Raw genomic sequence first — 18,215 nt, forward strand, 5'->3', positions numbered from 1 at the left:
GCACCGTCTGCCCCTGGAAGATGCGCAGGTTGCGGTCTCGCTTCATCGGCCACAGGTCCGGCTCCACCGTCAGCTGGTAGACCGCGTAGCGGGTGCCCGTCAGCTCAACGGCGCTCACCGCCACGCGGGTCACCTTGCCGTTGATGTAGCGGGAGGTGAGCAGGCTCTGCGTCGGGATGGTCACCGTGACCGGCTGCCCGAGCAGTTTGCTGCGGTCGATGCGCGCGTCCGTGCCGAGCAGGGTCAGCGTCAGGGCGAACGACTCGGACATCGCCTCGCGGCCGGAAAGTTTCCAGAAGAGCAGCCCCTCAACCGGGAGCTGAACGGTAATTCGGTTGAGCATAATCGTTAATCCATATGGCTTATGCGATGAAAAGTATTACGGCAACAGACAAGCATGAACAGGCGCTGTTCCGGTCAATGCTCTGCAGGGTCGGCGGGCTGTTTTTTTATGATAAAGATGAGCGTTCCTATTTTTAGTAATTCAGAAAATACAAACAGCACAATATTTAGGGGAAGAATGCTTAACCCAGTACCGACAATAACAACAGGGAATAACGTCACTGAACAACTTACAGTGAGAACGCGCAATGCTTCCTGCGAAAGGGCAAAACGGACAGCGTATCGGTGGTTTGTGAAAAAAAACCAGGCGGAGAAAAACATCGAAATGGGCAACAGAAAATATGCGAGATAGAAGATTCCTGTCAGAATGCCATTTACCCCTCCAGCAATGACCATAAAGACGATCATCCCCAGATTTCCTCCGGTGGCGTCCCACCAGGACTCAAGCAAACGTAAAGGCCCCATCGAATAAAACACAATCCCGATGATATCCATCACGCCCCAAAAATAGAAAACCTTTTCTTTTGAGATCATCAACGCCAGCCTTACTTCACGGGTGCAGGAGGCCATTTACCGCCATGCTGAATAAGCGCATCTTTGATTTCAGTCAGTTTTTGATATTCGTCACTGCCCTCTTTCGCCCGGTTCAGATAACGCTGCAGCTGGTTGGCCATTGTCCAGCCATTATCCGCCTTGATCTCAGCGTTTGCGCCACGCTCCAGCAAAAGCAGGACATGGTCGTAAGAGTGAAAGTCCAGCGCGGCGATCAGCAACGTATTACCCAGTGAATTGGTAATATTGATGTCTGCTCCACCGTCAAGCATCGCTTGCAGCGTATCGGTGTTTTTTGCTTCGAGGGTTTCGAAGATAATCGGTTCCCCAAACGTTTTATCCTTCGCATCCGGCGATAATCCGCCTTCCAGCATCGCCTTTATCCAGACCCCACTATCTGCTTTCAGCACATATTCGGCCGGACTACTCTCCCCCTCAGGCCTTGGCTGGAGCGGATCCGCCCCCGATTTAACCAGAGCGGTAATAATTTTTAGCTGATCCGGTGTTTTTTTATCGTTAATTGCGTTCATCACCGCCCAAAACAAAAGCGTCATGTCCTCTTTACCGGGTTTATTAAGGTCTGTTTGCGACGCTAATTTAACAACCTCATCCCTCTCACCGGCTTCAATTGCACGCGCTACGGTGAGCTGCTGACCGCTGAAATAATTGTCTGGTTTTAAATCCATATTTTGCTTGCACCCCTGAACCATTAACATTAAACAAAGCGCTATCCAGCCTGTAATCAATGATTTCACGCGCGACTCCCGATAATAGCGATGTCTTCATCCTTCTGTTGTTCAATACATTTTATCGCCTGATCGATTCCATGCCGATCGAGCGCGCCCCCCGTGCCACCCGGAAGATCGTGTGCAATTCCGGCAGCGTTAGGCATGACGGCAGAAAGTTCCTCTTTGGCTATCAGTGTCGGTATATGTCCTTTTACCGTTTTGAGATCTTCCCAAAGATTAACTTCCTGGATCTTTGTCAGCAGTTCGCCTTCAACACGGTAGGCCTGAATATTTTCGGTACTGCCTAACAAACTTCCGCCGTATTTCTCTACGGTGCCTGAATTCAGACCGGCCGCGTTGAAGGTCCATCCTGGCATACCGCTGGCCATCGCGGTAGCAGACGCTAATCCGCCTCCCAGAGAGTGGCCCGCAATGTCCACCTGTTGGCCAGATTTAGAGAGTTGTTCGCCAAGACCCACCGCTCTTTTATAATAATCTGACGCCATTCCGAGCCCTTGCGCACCATTATTTTTCCAGTCAGCCATGTTCTTCATGGGGAAAAATTCGGGTTGCCGTGACCCTCTGAAAACTAACGTTGGGTTCATCTCGCGACCAAAAACCTCAGGGTCGGGTTGATAAACGCGGGCCAGAAAATCCGGAGAGCCTGAGTTGTCGAACAGTGATTTGCTGTTTAGCCCAAGCTTCTTCAGCGCGGCCGCATCATTACTGATATCCGTCCACCCCTCCGGCACGCCCGGCGTCGTTTCCAGCGGATTTACCGTCTTGTAGACGTTCTCAGCAAGCTTCGCTTTTTCGACCGCAATATTATTCGCCGCTAACCGCTTAGCCGCTATCTGCGCATCCGGGTAGAGACTGTTGCTGCCCTTTGCAATCAGCTCCTTACGCGCCTGCCAGCGTTCGGCTTTGGTCATATTTTCCAGCTGTGCCGCATAGGTTTTACCGTCTTTGCCCGGCGTTGGCGCATCCGGCACCTGCGCCGCTTTAGACTTCACCACCTGCTTCGGCAACACCGTTGGCGCAGGGCGAGAACCATACGCTCTCACCATGGTTTCGTAACGATCGACAATCGTACTCACCGGGTACCAGCCCAGACCAACAAGGGAGGCAGCCTGCAGCTGCCCTTTGGCATTGATATAAAAAATCTCCGTTACCGATGACCAGTCGCGGAAGCTTTCGTCGATGGCCACTACCCTGCCGATATCCAAATCCTGAGCGATCAGCTTGCGCGTATCGCGGCCGGACTGATAAGGATTCGCGCCGGTGATGTTGCGCAGCAAATCGTAGCGCGTGAAGAGCGAGCGCAGCGAATGGTCGGGAACCGACATAATCCACTGCCCGGCAACGGACGGGCGGATAATTTTCGCAAACAGCGCCGGTGAAACGTTCTCATGAAAAAGATAGACAAACTTGATGTTGTACATGCGCTCCGTCCTGTTACCCGCTGGCCTACGGGTTCACCAGCCAGGTACCTGGCTTCGCAATATCCAGCGTCTGGGTACGCGTTCTTCCATTCCCTTCCAGCTCGATACGGGCCTCGCCCGCCGGCAATTTCAGCGATGCGTAACCGTTATTTCCCGGACGCAGCGCTTTCGGCTCACCGTTAACCTTCAGCGTCTCGCCGTCGAGCATGCGGATATAGACAAGCGCGACGGGGCTGGCGGCAACGGGCGGCGTACCCTGCTGTGCGGCAGCAGGTGGCGCAGCAGGCTCGTCGGCCTCTGCCGTTTCCGGTGTGGTATTCGCTGCGGCAGTGGTCCGTGCAGGGGGAGTCGCGGCAGGCGCTTGCGCCGTCTGCTCTGGCGCGCTCTGACCGCCGCCGAACAGCATCGCGCCGGCAACAACCCCAACCAGCACGCCCGCGGCTACCAGTCCCGGCAGCTTGTAGCGCCGCCAGTCCAGCGCGGAAGAAGACGTCTCCTCTTCAACCGGCACCAGCATCGTGCCCGTCTTTTTCGCGGTCAGCACGTCGCCAATTCCGGCGACGGGCATTTCGATCAGGGCCGCAAACTCCTCGATGGATTGCGGGCGATCTTCCATATGCAGCGCCAGCGCCCGGTCAATCGCCTGCAGCAGCGGAATGGAATAGCCCTGCGGCATCAGCTCCACCAGCGGTTTACAGGTGTCCTGAATGGAGCGCACCACGCTGACCGGCGGCGGAGAGCCTACGATCAGGGTACGCAGCACGGCGCCGAGAGCGTAGATATCCGTCCACGGCCCCTGCTCGCTTTCATTGTCGTCGGTATACTGCTCGATTGGCGCGAACCCCGGACGCAGCATGGTTTCCGTCTCGTCCGAGAGATTACCGATGGTGCGGCGCGCCGAACCGAAATCAAGCAGCACCGGCAGGCCGTTATCCTGAATCTGAATGTTGTCCAGCGAGATATCGCGGTGCAGATAGCCTTCATCGTGGATCGTTTTGATGGCGCCAAACAGCATCGGCAGCATGCGACGGATCCACGTCTCGTTAATCAGTTCGGGCTTCTCTTCGCGCAGGCGAGACAGCGTGGTGCCGCTGTAGAACAGCGTTCCCATGTAGGCCGTGTCGTTTTGCACCCAGAAACGCAGGACGTGCAGCAGGTTCGGGTGGTTAAACCGCGCCAGCAGGCGGGCTTCCTGGATGAAGCTGTTCAGGCCCGCGGAAAAGGCTTTGCCAAAGCGCTCGCTGCGCAGCACCAGCGTCATGTCCTCGCCGCGCACGGCGAGGGAGGAAGGCATAAACTCTTTGATAGCGATAGTGCGTTCGAGCTGGTGATCCCAGGCGCGATAGACGATGCCGAATCCGCCGCCGCCAATCACCTCTTTAATTTCAAACTCGTTGAAGCGATACCCGACCGGGAGCGCGTTTGGGACAGTCCGATTGTTATCATTATCCGTCATCTTTTACAGTTCTCTTGATGATTATTACGCGGCAAACTGACAGTGAAACTCGCCCTGCTCGCAGGTGACATGCAGACGTCGGTACTGCTCGTCGCTGCGGCTGGCGGTAAGTAATATCTGACTCATCTGAGGCAGCAAGGTGTTGGTCAGGATCGCATCCACCATACGTCCACCTGATTCCACCTCGGTACAGCGCTGAACAATCTGTTCTACAACGCTGTCATCAAACTCGGAAATAATATTGTGATTCTCTTCCAGCCGACGCTGAATGCGTTTGAGCTGCAGGCGAACAATTTGCCCCAGCATCGCGTCGCTCAGCGGATAATACGGCACCACCAGCAGACGGCCCAGCAGCGCCGGTGGGAACACCTCCAGCAGCGGCTGGCGCAGCGCTCCGCTTAACGCCTCCGGCTCCGGCATCAGTTCCGGATCGGCACACATGGCGCTGATAAGCTCGGTCCCGACGTTAGACGTCAGAATAATAATCGTATTACGGAAATCAATGTGACGACCTTCGCCATCCTCCATCCAGCCTTTGTCGAAGACCTGGAAGAAGATCTCATGTACGTCCGGGTGCGCTTTTTCGATTTCGTCCAGCAACACCACGCTGTAAGGACGGCGACGTACGGCCTCGGTTAAGACGCCGCCTTCACCATAGCCCACGTAGCCCGGAGGCGCACCTTTTAACGTCGATACGGTGTGCGCTTCCTGGAATTCGCTCATGTTGATGGTGATAACGTTCTGCTCGCCGCCGTACAGGGACTCCGCGAGCGCCAGCGCGGTTTCGGTTTTGCCGACGCCGGACGGCCCGCACAGCATAAATACGCCGATCGGTTTGTTCGGATCGTCGAGCTTCGCCCGCGAGGTTTTCACCCGACGGGCGATAAGCTCCAGACCGTGGCGCTGGCCGATAACCCGCTGGTTCAGCGTGTCGGCCAGGTTCAGCACCGCGTCAATTTCATTTTTCACCATCCGGCCCAGCGGGATCCCGGTCCAGTCAGAAACTACCGCGGCCACCACGTTTTCGTCCACCGCGGCAAACAGCAGCGGTTCGTCACCCTGTAAGGCCGCCAGCGCCTGCTGCTGCTCTGCCAGCTGGCCGCGCAGTTCAGCCGTGTCCTCGTCGCCCGCCGCAAACAGCGCGGCGCGCAGGCGGATAATCTCCTGTACCAGATTGCGCTCTTCTTCCCAGCGCCGGGCCAGGGCTTCGCGCGTGGTTTCAAACGCGTCACGCTCGGCGGTTAAGGTCGCCACGCGCGCCGGATCGCCTGCCCCGACCCGCGCCTCACGTTCAGCAATCTCCAGCTCCACGTCCAGGGCGGCCAGGTGACGCAGGCAGTCTTCCAGCTGGGCAGGCGGCGCGCTCTGGCTGACGGCCACGCGCGCGCAGGCGGTATCCAGCAGCGCCACCGCTTTATCGGGCAGCTGGCGCGCGGGGATATAGCGATGAGAAAGCTTCACCGCCGCGCTGACCGCTTCGTCGAGAAGTAAAACCTGGTGATGGGTTTCCAGCGGCGAAACGGTGCTGCGCAGCATCAGAACGGCTTTCGCTTCGTCCGGCTCGTGGACCTGTACCGTCTGGAAACGGCGGGTGAGCGCCGGATCCTTCTCGATGTATTTTTTGTATTCCGCCCAGGTGGTCGCGCCCACGGTGCGCAGCTGCCCGCGCGCCAGGGCGGGCTTCAGCAGGTTAGCGGCGTCGCCGGTGCCCTGCTGTCCGCCCGCGCCGATAAGGGTATGGATTTCATCAATGAACAGAATAATCGGCGTGGCGCTGGACTGCACTTCGTTAATTAAGGCCTGGAGGCGCGCCTCAAACTCTCCCTTCATGCCCGCCCCGGCCTGGAGCATGCCGATATCCAGCAGCCACAGCTGAACGTTTTGCAGCGGTTCCGGCACGTCACCGCTGGCGATACGCAGCGCCAGCCCTTCCACCACCGCCGTTTTCCCTACGCCGGCTTCCCCGGTCAGCAGGGGGTTGTTCTGGCGGCGGCGCATCAGAATATCGACCATCTGGCGGATCTCTTCATCGCGCCCTACCACCGGGTCAATTTTTCCTTCCCGGGCGCGCGCCGTCAGATCCTGACCATACTGCGCCAGCGTCCCCTGCGCGGCAGGTACCGCACCGGCGGGCGCCTCTACCGCGGCGGCGGCCTGCTGGCTCTCTTTGCTGCTGGCACAAATGGCGTCGAACTGCTCGATCAGCACCTCAACGTTAAGCCGGGTGAACTGTGCCGAGATGCCTTTCAGCACGTTGGCCAGATTCCATGTTTTCAGTATTCCGATCAGCAAATGACCGCCGCGGATCCGGCTGACGCCGAACTTCAGCGAGCCGTAGACCCACGCGCGCTCGACGGCGCTGTCGATATGTTCGGACAGATCGGAAACGGAGCTTGCGCCGCGCGGCAGGGCATCCAGCGCCGCCACGATATCGCGGGTCAGCTGCTGTTCATCAAGCGCAAAGTGACGGATGACCAGCTGCAGATCGCCATCCTGCTGCTGCATAAGCTGATGCAGCCAGTGCACCAGCTCAACGTACGGGTTGCCGCGCAGCTTGCAGAAGGCAGTCGCGCTTTCCAGAGAGGTAAATAACAGCGTATCCAGTTTGCCGAAAAGCACGGCACGGCTAATTTCTGACATGTTAGTTTCCATTAACAATGATTCGGTATACGAAGGATTATCGCTCTGCGCGATACACCAGATCGCCACGCGGAACAGGCTGTGGCTGAATGCCCAGCCAGGTGTTGTACCCTAATCGCCCGGTGCTGCCGAGCGTGGCGCCCTGCACCGCATCGGCGCGCAGGATCGCCCGTGTTTCCCATTCAAATTCTACCCCGACGTACTGCCGCACCCAGTCGCGCAGCTCGGTCACCCACGGTTCGCCGGGCAGAAAACGGTTGTACTCGTCGGCGCTCAGCGGCCCTATTTCCAGACGAAACTTGTGCTGCACGTCGCGTACCGCAATGCCGAGAAAGGCGGATTCGCCCATGCGCGGCAGGCGACGCCCCTCGCCCAGCTGCGCCTGCTCACGGGGGGAGAGCGGCATCCACTGCGGCACGTTGGCCACCAGCCTGACCGGGACGTTGAAATAGTTACGCAGGATTTTTTCAAGCCCTTCCGGGTCCCGCCCGTGGCGGGTCAGGTGTCCGGCGTGAGTAAAGCGGGCATGCGCGCTCAGGCTGCCTTTGGTCATCTGGCCCGGCTGGCCCATGCCGATCAGCGACGCCAGATAGCCTTCGAAGCGCTTGTTGTCATCGCGATCGAGGGAAACGGCTGGCTGCGCGTCCGCCCAGGCGCGGTAAAACAGCAGCGTCAGGCGGTGGTGAAAGAGGTCGGCAAACGCGCTGAGGCTATGGTCCTGATGATGATGGATACGCTCGCGGGCATACTCGGTCATATGCACCGGCAGCGGGCCGTTCGGACCAAACAGCCCGAAGCTGAGAATCGAAACCTCGTGCAGCCCGTTCTCTTTGCGCTGCCGGACGTCGGCAACCGTGGATGGCGCAAACCCCATCGAAGGCTGCTGACCAATGCGCAGCGGCTCAAATTTCGGCAGCGGCGCACGTCCAAGCGGATAGCGTTCACCGCCCTGGGCATCAATGCGCCTTAACAGCTGAAACAGATCGTAGCGCCACGGCGTCTCGCGCACGCCGCGCCAGAAGGCATCGGGCAGCGGCGTCAGGCGATGCACGCGAAGCGTTGCAGGGGCAACCTCACTCATACCAGCGCCCTTTTACCCATGCGCGGCGCCCAGTAGCCGATCTCGCCGCGCTGCTGGCTCTTGAGCGTGAACTCCGTAAAGCTGTTGATGGAGACCAGGCGGGCAAAGAGACGCTCCAGCACGCTGCCGAAAAGCCACGGGCTGGCACCGGAGAAGGCGCGTTCGTCCACCGTCAGGGTAATGCCAATCCCGCGGGCGAACACCACCGGGCCGGGTTCCGGCACGCGGCGGTGCACCGGCTCCAGCACGCAGTGGCGAACGCCGTCCACCTGACGGGCAACCGGCGTCTCTGCCAGGTTGGCATACAGCCCTAACAGCTGGCGCAGCGCGGCGGCGCCCTCTTCGTTTTCACTGTCCATCAGGCTGAGGTAATTCATTTGCAGCTGGCTGATAAGCCGCCAGGTGCTGAACCCTTCCGCCAGCGCCGGACGCGGCGGCGTCGGGCCTTTACGCAGGTTGAGGGTCTTCACCGGCATGGAGTCGGCCATAATGAACTGCCCGAGCTCCTGCTGGAGCATCAGCGGCAGGTCGCGGCTGGTGCACAGCACCTCGGCGGAAATGTAGCGCAGGTTGTCCTGCCACGGCGCGTGCTGCGCATCCACCAGCGAGACAAACACCTCCGAGCCGATATAGCCGGTGCGGGTACCGTAGCGAAGCGCATGCTCCGAGAGGACGCGCTGCTCGCGGCGCAGGGAAAAATAGGCGCCGTAGTTGCCCGCGTCGCCGCTCCAGGTGCTCCAGAACGGGCGAAACGTCTGGTCGTCCCGTTGTCCGTCCGCGCTGGCATAGATTTTTTTCACCGCATAAATCTCATAATCCAGCGGCCGGATGTTATCCACCACCAGATGGTATTCATGCTGGCCTTCGCTCAGCTTCTGCCGCGCAGCCACTTTCGGAAACAGGTTGATCACCGGCGTGCAGTGCAGGGCCAGATGGCTGGCGTCCACCACGCGCTCCAGCTGATCGTCGCTCTTGTCGAGCAGAATGAAGATATCAAACGCTTTTTCGTCTTCGCAGCGCTGGATCAGCTTGCCCAGCCCGCTCAGGCTAATAAAGCGAAAACGTGCCGGGAACGCAAAGTACTCCTGCAACAGGCGATAGCCGTCAAAGTTACGCAGATCGTCCGGGAGCAGCGCCTGATCCGCCTCAAAGCCCTCCTGACGCAGGGCGTCGGACGACAGCAGCTGGCGCCGGGGCTGGCTGTTAACCGTCTGGCAGACGATACCCGCATGGTGCTCCATCACCAGCTCCAGCAGCTTCAGCGCCTCTATGTCCGGGCCGCTTAAGAAGAACTCCAGACGGTCAAAATCCAGATGCCCGAGATGCTGCGGGCCATCGCAGGCAATGCGGATCCGTAACGCGCTGCTGATCCCCCTCTGGCTCAGGCCCAGCTGCGCCAGCGGCAGGTCGGCAGGCACGCCGCCCAGCTCGATGCGGTCAATTTTCAACGGCAGCAGGTTGACCTCGTGCGCCGTGGTGTAGCTACAGGTGACGCCGGTTTTTTTCAGCGCCAGGCTGTCCATCATGGTGCCGCGCGGCACGATAAAGCCTTTGCTCAGGTCGCCGCGGCTGCTGTCGGGCTGAATTTCTGCGATCGCCATCGACGGCGTGGGCGCCAGATAGTTCGGCGCAATCATCTCCAGCATGCGCTGCGAGAAGCGCGGAAATTCCGCGTCCATTTTCATCTGCACGCGGGAGGTCAGGAAGGCAAAGCCTTCCATCAGGCGCTCGATGTACGGATCCGCCACTTCGATGCCGCGCATGCCGAGCCGTCCCGCCACTTTCGGGTAGCGCTCGGCGAACTCCGCGCCCATCTCGCGCAGGTAGGCCAGTTCACGGTTGTAATATTCGAGCAGCTTGCTTTCCATAATTACCCCGCATCCTTCAGTTCAAAATGCCCGTTTTCCAGATCGACGTCCGTGCGAAAGAGAAACTCAAGCGGATACGGCACGCACCACAGGCGGCCCTTGATTTCGATAGACAGAACGTTGTGCAGATCCAGCGACGAGGTATCGGACACGCAGCGAACCTGCAGCCCCTGCGGGAGGATCCGCGGTTCAAAGTTAATAATCGCCTCGGTAAGCTTGCGCTGAATGTCATGCCATTCGATATCGGACATTCTTTTCCCGGCCAGCGGCGCAACGCCGAAGTTAACGACGGAACGGCTCACCTGCGTCAGCCCGCTTAAGTCGCTGGAGGCATCGTGGTTGATGGTATTAAACAACCACTGTAAATCCCGCAGCACGTTGCGGCGCAGCGCGGCGTGGGTGATCAGGTTGCTGTTGGCGGACTCGCGTTTCTTTTCCGGATCGTTATCGGTCAGGCGATCCAGCAGCGAGGGCTGCATTTTGTCGCGCGCCCCCACTTTCTCCTGCCTGCTGCGGGCCTGCCAGCCGCTGCGCAGCAGATCGCCTTCGCCAGCAGGATTACTCATCAGCACCATCCGCGGCAAACGTCACCAGGCTCAGGGTGAGCAGCGGGCTTTCGCTTTGCTCGCTGATCCAGGCCTTCTGTCCCATGCCTTCATACAGCGTGCCGTCATCGTCGAGGGGAAGCCATTCGGTGGTACGTCCAAGCCTGACGCTGTCGGGTGCCCCGTCAGTAAACGGATAGCGTGCCGGGATCTGACAAACCTGCTCGGTGCCGTCCGTCAGACGAACCAGCGCATGACGCCATACCAGATCGGTCACGCTGGCCGGAGCCTGAAAGCGGATGGTGTCGATGGCGCAGAACGGCACCCAGAAGTAGCGGCCATTGACCAGGGTTTCACACACCGGCCCCAGGCGGGCATCGCCGTCCATCAGCCACTCGAAGGTGTGCTGTTCGTCATTCTCAAGCGTAAGCTGGCCTGCGCCTGCCGGCGCCTGCTCCAGCGCGGCAAGGCGCAGGGCTTGCGCGCGCTCGCCGCCTTCCGTCAGCGCCTGGGCTAAGATCGCCATCCACGGCCACTGCGCCTCGGGCATCGCCGGGCGCGCCTCTCCCGCAAACACGCGCGCGCGCTGCTGTTCGCCCTGAATGGCCTGCTCCAGCAGCGTGACGGTCGGTTTTGCCTGCGGCTTTAGCGCCAGCCAGCTTTTCAGCTGGGTCAACGCGCGCGCCCAGTTGCCGCTGAGGATCAAAAACTGCACAAACGCGGCGCGCAGATCGGCATCCGCCGGGCGGGCTTTGATATCGGCTTCCAGGCGAAGCAGCGCGTCGCTAATCGACTCGCCCGCCAGATGTTGATAAAGCGTATTCATAGCCACTCCTTAATTAGCCGCGCGCCATGCGCCTACTGCCGGATCGCGAAGCTGCGGGCGCAGCGTATCAATCAGAACAATGTTCAGCTCCGCGCCTGGTGCAACCCATGCGCTCCAGGTTTTCTTCACCGCCGCAATGCGCGCCTGGAGCCTGGCGTCGTCGCTGGCGATCTCACGGGAGATCTCCACCGCCACCGTGCCGTTGCTCTTCCAGCCGTTCAGGCTGCTGTCGTACGGCAGGATCATCCAGCTCTGGTCGCTGTTCTGGGTGCTGAAGACCATGCGCTCCTTGTTGACGGAGGTGATCAGCGCGTTTTCAGGATCGACACTGTTGTTCAGGCCCATCACCGGGAAGCCGTGAATATAGGTCACCGGGATCGCTTTCTGCGTCCCGTTGCGGTTCTGGGTGACGACCGTGTGGCCGCTTAGCCAACTGCCGTTGCCGCAGCGGGTGGTGTCGGAGTCCGGGATAAACAGCGCAGGCGCGGAGGCACCGCCCTCCCAGAAGGTGCGCAGGTGGCAACCGTCCTGAAGGGTGAACTCCTGCCACGGGGAGCGATCTGCCGCCACGGTACGCGTTTCCGGGTTCTGGTCAGGCGGCAGCAGCGCGCCGGAGGTCGCGGGCGCCGTGGCCGCCGTTTCCTGCTGCTTCACCACCAGCGCCCAGTCCTGCGCTTTGGCCGCCGTACCCCGGGCGAGCGTCGTCCCTTCGGGATCGTTTAGCGTCCAGTTCAGGGTGTTGAGCCTGCTGCACTGGTGCTCCAGCAGCGAGCCCAGGCGCGGCACGAAGTTTTCCAGCACCGAAACCTCTTTCCTGCCGTTGGCCACGATACGCAGCGCAACGTCCGACTTACACCAGCTTTGCGGCGTATTGTCTTTAATGTTGTCGATCCAGATATCCAGCTTCTGCGCAGGAGACTGCACGATGCGGAAGTTTTCAGCCTGTGCGGTGGTCGCCACCGTCAGAAGAGCCAAACCCGATAGCCAAAGTTTCATATCAATCCTTGTGTGTCTAATCAGTTCCGCAGGGAAGAAATTGCGCTGCGTCAGAGAGCGTATGCAGCAAAGTGGTGTCCTGAGGGTTGCCCATCCACACCGCAACGGCGGTATAGTTATCCTGAGCATTGCCCTCCTGTTCGCCATTCTTTTGAATGATTTGGTTCATTAAGGTCAGCCACTCCTGTGGCGTATTGACCATGTGCAGCGACTGCTTCATCTGCTCTTCGCTGACGCCGTGCCAGAAACCGTCGGTGCAGAGTAAAAAGGCATCGCCGTCTTCAACCTGAACAACATCGCTGTAGCTCGCCTCCGGTCCGCCGTTCTCAATACCCAGCGCCAGATACAGCAGGTTGCTGTTGAGATCGTCGGTCTGGTGCCCGGCGTCCTTCATCTGCTGAACGAGGCTGTGATCGGTCGTGACGTGCCACAGCCAGCCGCGGCGAAACAGGTACAGGCGGCTGTCCCCGGCGTGCGCCCAGTAGGCCAGGCGGTAATCCCTGTCGATAAACAGGCTGACCAGCGTGGTGCCCATCCGGCGGTAGTCCTGTACGGCCTGCTGTTCGCTGAGGATGGTGCGGTTTGCCGTTTGCACGTAGTCACGAATATGCTGCGCGTTCAGGTGCTTATCGCCGTCGAAACGGGAAATGATGCTGTTGCGGGCCAGTTCAGCGGCCACCTCGCCGCCCGGCAGGCCCGCGATGCCGTCACAGACGACAAAGCAGGCTGAACGTTCCCCAATGGTTTCTCCCGTCTGATCCTGGTTGCTGGCGCGCGTCCCCTGGCGGGAGAGAGAAGCCGTTGCGATATTCATTTGTCTTCGGATCCGCTCTGTGAGTCTTTGTACTGATTGACCTCCATGTCATAGGCATGGAGGAAGGCTTCGCCAAACAGGGTATGGAAATCGTCTTCGATCTCCCCTGCCGTCTCGCCATAGCTGCGTACAAAATAATCCCACAGCGCGGCTTTACGGCTGCCCGGCAGCGCCAGGCGCGACGTCATCCCGTTCTGCTTCGCCTGCTCTTCGAGCTGCTCCGGGTTAAAGGATTGCAGCATGGCGGCAATGATGGCGCGGATACCGGAGATCATCCCCAGCTGGTGCGCCTGGAGATCGATCAGCGCATCGCGCACCGATTTGGTCGGCGGCATAAAGCCAGGCATCGGCGTGCCGAACATCTGAATCAGCACCGTTTTCCCGGTCGGCAGCAGCTTGAACGGGTTGTTGGCATCGTCGAGCACCATGGTCATATCGGCCTTCACGCCGCGCTTGAGGATAGAGCGCGACGAGAGCAGCGCCACGGTTCCCTGGGAGAACATGCCCAGGATCTGGCCCAGCTGACGCATATTTTCCCGATCGAACTGCGGCACCGGCTGCATTTCGCTCAGCCCCATCCCTTCCAGAAGCGCCTCCAGCAGCTCGCCCTGCAGCACCTCGCCCTTCTCGCCGTTCTGCACGGTGGAGGCAGGTGATGCAGCGTTTTTAACCGGGTCGATACGCAGGCGGCCTTTAGGCGCCTGAGCGTTGCTGCGCGCCACGGCCTGCGGCGTTGGCATGGTGAAGCCGGCGTAGTCGGTACGCGCGGGCTCTTCTTCTTCCGCGCGCGGCGCCTCCTGCGGTTCCGGGGCGAAGAGCGGAGAATCGGCAAGGGGATCCGCTTCCGGCTCGGGCTCGGATACCGGCTCTGGCTTCGGCTTATCGGCCGAGATCTCATCCGGATGCGTTAACGGCGCGCCGCCCATCAGGCCGAGCGGGTCATCATGGCGTGCAGCAGGCGCGCTGGCCGTCCCGCCAAACAGGGCCAGCGGATCGAGTTCATCCGCCGCCTCCTCCTTTGGCTGGGCAGGTTTGCTTTCGTCCGGCTGCACCAGCGCTGAAGGGGTGACATCGTCAAAGATGCTCTCTTTTTTAAACAACGCTTCATCGCTGAACAGCGTGTCCGGGTCAACGTTCTTACGCTCGAGCCTGGGATCGCTGTCGTTGAACATTGCCAGCGGATCTTCGGCGTTGCGCTCCGGGGCCGCAGGCTGGGAAAACGGGTCGTGAGAAGCCGCGGGCTGTGGTTTTGCGCGGTTACTGGAGATGCTGTCGGAGATGGAGAACTCCTGCATCAGGCTGTCCCAGATTTCCGTCGGCACGGCCGTCGGCTCGGCTTTGCCGCGCGGCGCGGCGCTTGCAGGTTTCGGCTGCGGTGCCGGAGCAGGTGTCGCCGCCGGACGCGCCTGCTGCATGCTGGCCGCCATACGGCTTACGGGCTGGGTATCGTGAATCAGTTCGCTGACTTCGATGCGATACTCATCAATACCGAGAATATCCCCATCCTGAAGCTCAACCTGACGCCCACGCTCAAGAGGAATGTCATTTAATACCACGCGGGTAACGCTGCCGCGGTTCGTGACGCGGCATTCGCCGCTGGCGTCGACGTGAACGATGGCCTGCAAACGCGAGATAGTGCGGTCATTGTCCGGCAGCACCAGATTGTTATCCGTACCGCGCCCAATGGTGCCGCCCGGGGCATAAAAATCACAGCTGCTTTGCGGCGGCTGATGACCGGGTTTCGTAGAAATAATCGTGAATCGCATGGCGTATTCCTGCTGGTATGATTAGCGCTCAAACGCTGCCGCTCTCGGAGGTGAAAACGGCGGGGTTTGGGGGTTAAGGCATCCTATTCGGTCTGCGTAATCTTTAATTGGCCTGACGCATTTTCTTCGAGCGTGAATCGGGCAGCATAACGAACAGAATCGTTTTTTCCCGAGACTTTCAGGGCGACATCATATTCCCCGGTCTGCCACGCAATACCGCTCCATTGATGACACTGCTGGGTATTCAACGTCACCACAGGGCTATACGTAGATGGCGGTGATATCGTTTTCCATTCATTCCCCGCCCGTTTCATAATGGTGGGCGAATGGCTGGTAACAGGCGCATCTAATCCGGAATTAGCAGGAATTGCGAAGCAGGGTTCGTTGTTTTTAAGCGTAACGGTAAGCGACTGGTATTGTGCGGGATGAGACACGCAGGCACTCGCCATTAACGTAACCGATAATGCACCGAATACTTTTTTCATAACCATGCCCGCCGTTCCTTAGGGTTTTTAATAAACAAAGACAATGCTTGCTGATACTTATCCCTCAGATCTGGTCCGATAATACCTTCAAAACCTGCAATATTGCGAAAATCACCCAAGCCGTAATTTATCAGAAAATAATAATCTGAAATGATTGAAGCCTGCTGCTCCATCCCAAAGTTCGAGAGTTTTTTATCCGGCGGTAACGAGTAATTATAGCTTGCGGCCCAACTGAATGCGCCTCGGGTTCGTACATTCATTCCAATCTGGTGTTGCAGCACATGAACCATTTCATGAATAAACCAGTGTTTATACCGAGGGACTTCCGTGGAGAAATCATCACGGTAATGGGGTTCCCGGAAATAGAGTTCACCATTAGGCGTCATTGCAACATTGTTAGATTGCATATTAAATGGCAGATAGCTTTTATTATGCACTTTTACTTCTGAATATTTTATGGCGTCACCAAACACGGTTCGTGCGAGGGCGATTTCGCCAATAGTCAGAGGACGAGAGCTTCCTTCCTGCAAACTTGCCATACTATCTTCCCTTCCGGTTGATAATGACCGGGGAAAACTCCCCGGCCATACGGGCAATTACGCTTCTTTGTTCTCTTTGATGTTCCAGCCAGCGCTGCTTTCAGCACCTTTACCACCGGCAGTGGTCTGCTCCCAGTACTGCTGTTTCACTTTCGCAGCCTGGAATGCATAGGTCACGCCAACGGTATCGCCGTTGTCGGCACCGGTGTACTGAACGGAAGTCACGAGAACGTCTTCCAGGGTGATGCGGGTATATTCAACCTGCTGACCACCCGCCTTACAGACGGACAGTTCAACTTTGGTCAGGTGCTTACCGCTTGCGCAGTGTTTCAGGATTGCTGTAGTGGATTTGTCGATCAGAGCGTTAACGTGCAGATCGTTAAAGTTAACTTTACCGGCACCGCCGCCGCCACCAACGCTCATATTACCCGGCTGGGACGCGCCCCAGGAGAAGGAGGTAATATCAGTCCAGCCGGTGTGGTTAGAATCTTTAGATTCGCCCGTAACACCCTCGACCTTCAGAAACATATCAATAGCCATAATATCTACTCTTCGTGGATGAACAATATTGCTTTCGAAAAAGCCCTTATATGGCAAACAGGAAAGCATGGGGCTGAATAAAACCGTCCATATTTTACCTCTGCCTCATATCAAACGACCCGTGTCATTTGACAGTCTTACATTCCCCCTGAATGAACGGAAAGAATGTGAAGTCTTTTACTACTGCGGATTATCCTGAATCCAGGTACGCTCAGGATCGCCAATGATGAGCTGCGGAACCAGTTTATTCAGTTCGTCGCTATGATAAAGACGTAGACAATTTAAGGTTACGCCTTTTACATCAGGTTTGCGCTCCGAGTGGAAACCATTAATTTGGTGTTTATACTTCCCAATGATGGCGTTAACTTTGTCAGTACCGTTTTCAGCATCAAACGGTATCCACTCAATAAATGCACTCGCACTGCGGGCCGCATCAGCAGAAAATTGACTGCCTTTATCTGCCACCTGCGCAAGGCAGCGCGCCAGGACCAAATCTTTTACCACCTGCCGGTATGTTTGCTGCTGATAAAAATCAACGTAAGGGTTGTCACCGCGAGCAGAAAAAGATAAGCAAGTAAGCAAAAGAAATGCGGTCTGTAGAAGCCTGAATATAATTATTTTAATTCCCAAAACCAGATTTCCTGACAGTACGGAAAGCAATCGGAGTTACATATAAACGAATTATTACTCAGAGGCTCGATAAGGTCGATATGACCACCACCATACCCATCAATTTTATTGAAGAAAACAACACCTTTTCGGCCCAACATTGAGCGTGCACCAGCCTCGCGGTCTTTAAAGATTTCTGCCTTGCCAAACACATGGGATTTATAAAGCTGATCGGCAAGTAATTTTGCGCCAGGCTCGATTGTTTTTCCCTTATAGGGACCGGTCTTTATGGGTAAACGCCCTGTAAATTCAACATTGCATTTTAACAATGCCAGGCTCATTCTTACCGCACAGGTATTTTCGTATGCCGGTTGTTGCTTGATAATCGTCGAATAATCGTAGCCAATTTCTGAAAATACCTGTTCACCCGAGGCAAAACCCGCGCGTGTGTGATTTGAAGAGTAATGCTGACGTTTAAGTTGTTCGTATAATGGTCTCATCTGTCACTCTCCTTTTTTGCACGGGCGTAATTCTTTCATGCCGTCAATGATGATTTTTGAAGCGCGCTCCTCGCCTTGCTGTTTCGATAAGTTCGCAAAACGAGAATAGAGAAACTCATGTATTGTATTTGGCAAAAAAGGCCTGCCCTTGCACCATGCGGTGCCCTCAGACGCGTCGACTACGCCGAGAAGATACATATTTGCCTTAATGCGTTCACGTTCATTCGTTTTCGACAGCCAGGCTTTAGCAAATCGCTCTGCACTCAGATTTAAATCGTACCCTGTTAACAGCGTCGGATCGCGTTGGAAGTTTGATGTGTCATCCTGAGGCAATGCTTCCGCTTGAGGGTATTTGTAATTTCCAGCGTCCGCGCTTGCGAGAGTAGAAACTGCCAGCAAACTGGTCGCGATCAAAAGTATATGTTTCACCATCTATCCTTATTCACTGACAGAAATAAGCTAAGCTCTTCCGCTCAGATGGCCGGC

General features: G+C 57.5%; 19 protein-coding genes. All 19 read right to left on the reverse strand.

Translation table 11 applies throughout. The features are described from left to right. Positions 1-343, reverse strand: a 343-nt coding sequence (locus OWK27_RS08885) for a contractile injection system protein, VgrG/Pvc8 family (RefSeq protein ID WP_267590250.1), incomplete at its 3' end; no start/stop codon positions are given. Between the two features lie 74 nt (positions 344-417). Continuing rightward, on the reverse strand, positions 418-912 hold the full coding sequence (locus tag OWK27_RS08890) for a hypothetical protein (protein WP_252003856.1): 495 nt from the start codon (positions 910-912) through the stop codon (positions 418-420). Then, entirely contained in the window at positions 888-1,610 is a 723-nt protein-coding gene (locus tag OWK27_RS08895; protein WP_420712944.1) for an ankyrin repeat domain-containing protein, read from the reverse strand. Before OWK27_RS08895 ends, OWK27_RS08890 begins: the two co-directional genes overlap by 25 nt. A gap of 35 nt (positions 1,611-1,645) precedes the next feature. Then, positions 1,646-3,064 (reverse strand): alpha/beta fold hydrolase, encoded by a 1,419-nt coding sequence (locus OWK27_RS08900; RefSeq protein ID WP_252003858.1) that lies wholly within the window; start codon positions 3,062-3,064, stop codon positions 1,646-1,648. A 25-nt stretch (positions 3,065-3,089) separates the two neighbouring features. Continuing rightward, the gene (locus OWK27_RS08905; RefSeq protein ID WP_252003859.1) at positions 3,090-4,520 is read right to left on the reverse strand and encodes a serine/threonine protein kinase; all 1,431 of its coding nucleotides are present in this window, start codon (positions 4,518-4,520) and stop codon (positions 3,090-3,092) included. 24 nt (positions 4,521-4,544) lie between these two features. After that, the gene (gene tssH / locus OWK27_RS08910; protein WP_267590252.1) at positions 4,545-7,160 is read right to left on the reverse strand and encodes a type VI secretion system ATPase TssH; all 2,616 of its coding nucleotides are present in this window, start codon (positions 7,158-7,160) and stop codon (positions 4,545-4,547) included. A 37-nt stretch (positions 7,161-7,197) separates the two neighbouring features. After that, positions 7,198-8,241, reverse strand: a complete 1,044-nt coding sequence (gene tssG / locus OWK27_RS08915) for a type VI secretion system baseplate subunit TssG (protein WP_148417976.1) — start codon at positions 8,239-8,241, stop codon at positions 7,198-7,200. Next, entirely contained in the window at positions 8,238-10,109 is a 1,872-nt protein-coding gene (gene tssF / locus OWK27_RS08920) for a type VI secretion system baseplate subunit TssF (RefSeq protein WP_193354576.1), read from the reverse strand. The genes tssG and tssF overlap by 4 nt, the downstream gene beginning before the upstream one ends. A 2-nt stretch (positions 10,110-10,111) precedes the next feature. Then, the gene (gene tssE / locus OWK27_RS08925; RefSeq protein WP_015570336.1) at positions 10,112-10,675 is read right to left on the reverse strand and encodes a type VI secretion system baseplate subunit TssE; all 564 of its coding nucleotides are present in this window, start codon (positions 10,673-10,675) and stop codon (positions 10,112-10,114) included. Continuing rightward, the gene (locus OWK27_RS08930) at positions 10,668-11,480 is read right to left on the reverse strand and encodes a type VI secretion system accessory protein TagJ (RefSeq protein ID WP_267590253.1); all 813 of its coding nucleotides are present in this window, start codon (positions 11,478-11,480) and stop codon (positions 10,668-10,670) included. Before OWK27_RS08930 ends, tssE begins: the two co-directional genes overlap by 8 nt. A gap of 9 nt (positions 11,481-11,489) precedes the next feature. Next, on the reverse strand, positions 11,490-12,476 hold the full coding sequence (locus tag OWK27_RS08935) for a hypothetical protein (RefSeq protein ID WP_242172414.1): 987 nt from the start codon (positions 12,474-12,476) through the stop codon (positions 11,490-11,492). 16 nt (positions 12,477-12,492) lie between these two features. Continuing rightward, positions 12,493-13,290: a PP2C family protein-serine/threonine phosphatase gene (locus tag OWK27_RS08940; protein WP_063449579.1), complete on the reverse strand. Its 798-nt coding sequence runs from the start codon at positions 13,288-13,290 to the stop codon at positions 12,493-12,495. Beyond that, positions 13,287-15,056 carry a type VI secretion system-associated FHA domain protein TagH gene (tagH, locus tag OWK27_RS08945; RefSeq protein ID WP_252003862.1) on the reverse strand — a complete coding sequence of 590 codons (1,770 nt, stop codon included), beginning with the start codon at positions 15,054-15,056 and terminating at the stop codon, positions 13,287-13,289. The genes OWK27_RS08940 and tagH overlap by 4 nt, the downstream gene beginning before the upstream one ends. An 83-nt stretch (positions 15,057-15,139) precedes the next feature. Then, positions 15,140-15,547, reverse strand: coding sequence for a putative T6SS immunity periplasmic lipoprotein (locus OWK27_RS08950; protein ID WP_242172412.1), 408 nt, complete (start codon positions 15,545-15,547; stop codon positions 15,140-15,142). Then, positions 15,538-16,080 carry a hypothetical protein gene (locus tag OWK27_RS08955; protein WP_252003864.1) on the reverse strand — a complete coding sequence of 181 codons (543 nt, stop codon included), beginning with the start codon at positions 16,078-16,080 and terminating at the stop codon, positions 15,538-15,540. The genes OWK27_RS08950 and OWK27_RS08955 overlap by 10 nt, the downstream gene beginning before the upstream one ends. Before the next feature lie 57 nt (positions 16,081-16,137). Beyond that, a complete protein-coding gene (locus OWK27_RS08960; protein WP_014884229.1) occupies positions 16,138-16,620 on the reverse strand; it encodes an Hcp family type VI secretion system effector in 483 nt (160 codons plus the stop codon). A 180-nt stretch (positions 16,621-16,800) separates the two neighbouring features. Beyond that, complete coding sequence (locus OWK27_RS08965) at positions 16,801-17,250, reverse strand: T6SS amidase immunity protein Tai4 family protein (protein WP_252003865.1); 450 nt, start codon at positions 17,248-17,250, stop codon at positions 16,801-16,803. Then, positions 17,235-17,729, reverse strand: coding sequence for a T6SS effector amidase Tae4 family protein (locus tag OWK27_RS08970; RefSeq protein WP_022648411.1), 495 nt, complete (start codon positions 17,727-17,729; stop codon positions 17,235-17,237). Before OWK27_RS08970 ends, OWK27_RS08965 begins: the two co-directional genes overlap by 16 nt. 3 nt (positions 17,730-17,732) lie before the next feature. After that, positions 17,733-18,161, reverse strand: a complete 429-nt coding sequence (locus tag OWK27_RS08975) for a Rap1a/Tai family immunity protein (protein WP_252003866.1) — start codon at positions 18,159-18,161, stop codon at positions 17,733-17,735. Positions 18,162-18,215 lie beyond the last annotated feature (54 nt).

This window comes from Enterobacter cloacae complex sp. 2022EL-00788 (assembly GCF_026627565.1).
GTDB lineage: Bacteria > Pseudomonadota > Gammaproteobacteria > Enterobacterales > Enterobacteriaceae > Enterobacter > Enterobacter pasteurii.

Coding starts and splice junctions, on each gene's coding strand:
- tssH (WP_267590252.1), bottom strand. CDS start 7,160: ATGTCAGAAATTAGCCGTGCCGTGCTTTTCGGCAAACTGGATACGCTG.
- tagH (WP_252003862.1), bottom strand. CDS start 15,056: ATGCGATTCACGATTATTTCTACGAAACCCGGTCATCAGCCGCCGCAA.
- OWK27_RS08955 (WP_252003864.1), bottom strand. CDS start 16,080: ATGGCAAGTTTGCAGGAAGGAAGCTCTCGTCCTCTGACTATTGGCGAA.
- OWK27_RS08970 (WP_022648411.1), bottom strand. CDS start 17,729: ATGAGACCATTATACGAACAACTTAAACGTCAGCATTACTCTTCAAAT.
- tssE (WP_015570336.1), bottom strand. CDS start 10,675: ATGAGTAATCCTGCTGGCGAAGGCGATCTGCTGCGCAGCGGCTGGCAG.
- OWK27_RS08900 (WP_252003858.1), bottom strand. CDS start 3,064: ATGTACAACATCAAGTTTGTCTATCTTTTTCATGAGAACGTTTCACCG.
- OWK27_RS08960 (WP_014884229.1), bottom strand. CDS start 16,620: ATGGCTATTGATATGTTTCTGAAGGTCGAGGGTGTTACGGGCGAATCT.
- OWK27_RS08905 (WP_252003859.1), bottom strand. CDS start 4,520: ATGACGGATAATGATAACAATCGGACTGTCCCAAACGCGCTCCCGGTC.
- OWK27_RS08895 (WP_420712944.1), bottom strand. CDS start 1,610: ATGTTAATGGTTCAGGGGTGCAAGCAAAATATGGATTTAAAACCAGAC.
- OWK27_RS08935 (WP_242172414.1), bottom strand. CDS start 12,476: ATGAAACTTTGGCTATCGGGTTTGGCTCTTCTGACGGTGGCGACCACC.
- OWK27_RS08890 (WP_252003856.1), bottom strand. CDS start 912: ATGGCCTCCTGCACCCGTGAAGTAAGGCTGGCGTTGATGATCTCAAAA.
- OWK27_RS08975 (WP_252003866.1), bottom strand. CDS start 18,161: ATGGTGAAACATATACTTTTGATCGCGACCAGTTTGCTGGCAGTTTCT.
- OWK27_RS08940 (WP_063449579.1), bottom strand. CDS start 13,290: ATGAATATCGCAACGGCTTCTCTCTCCCGCCAGGGGACGCGCGCCAGC.
- OWK27_RS08930 (WP_267590253.1), bottom strand. CDS start 11,480: ATGAATACGCTTTATCAACATCTGGCGGGCGAGTCGATTAGCGACGCG.
- tssF (WP_193354576.1), bottom strand. CDS start 10,109: ATGGAAAGCAAGCTGCTCGAATATTACAACCGTGAACTGGCCTACCTG.
- tssG (WP_148417976.1), bottom strand. CDS start 8,241: ATGAGTGAGGTTGCCCCTGCAACGCTTCGCGTGCATCGCCTGACGCCG.
- OWK27_RS08950 (WP_242172412.1), bottom strand. CDS start 15,547: ATGGTTATGAAAAAAGTATTCGGTGCATTATCGGTTACGTTAATGGCG.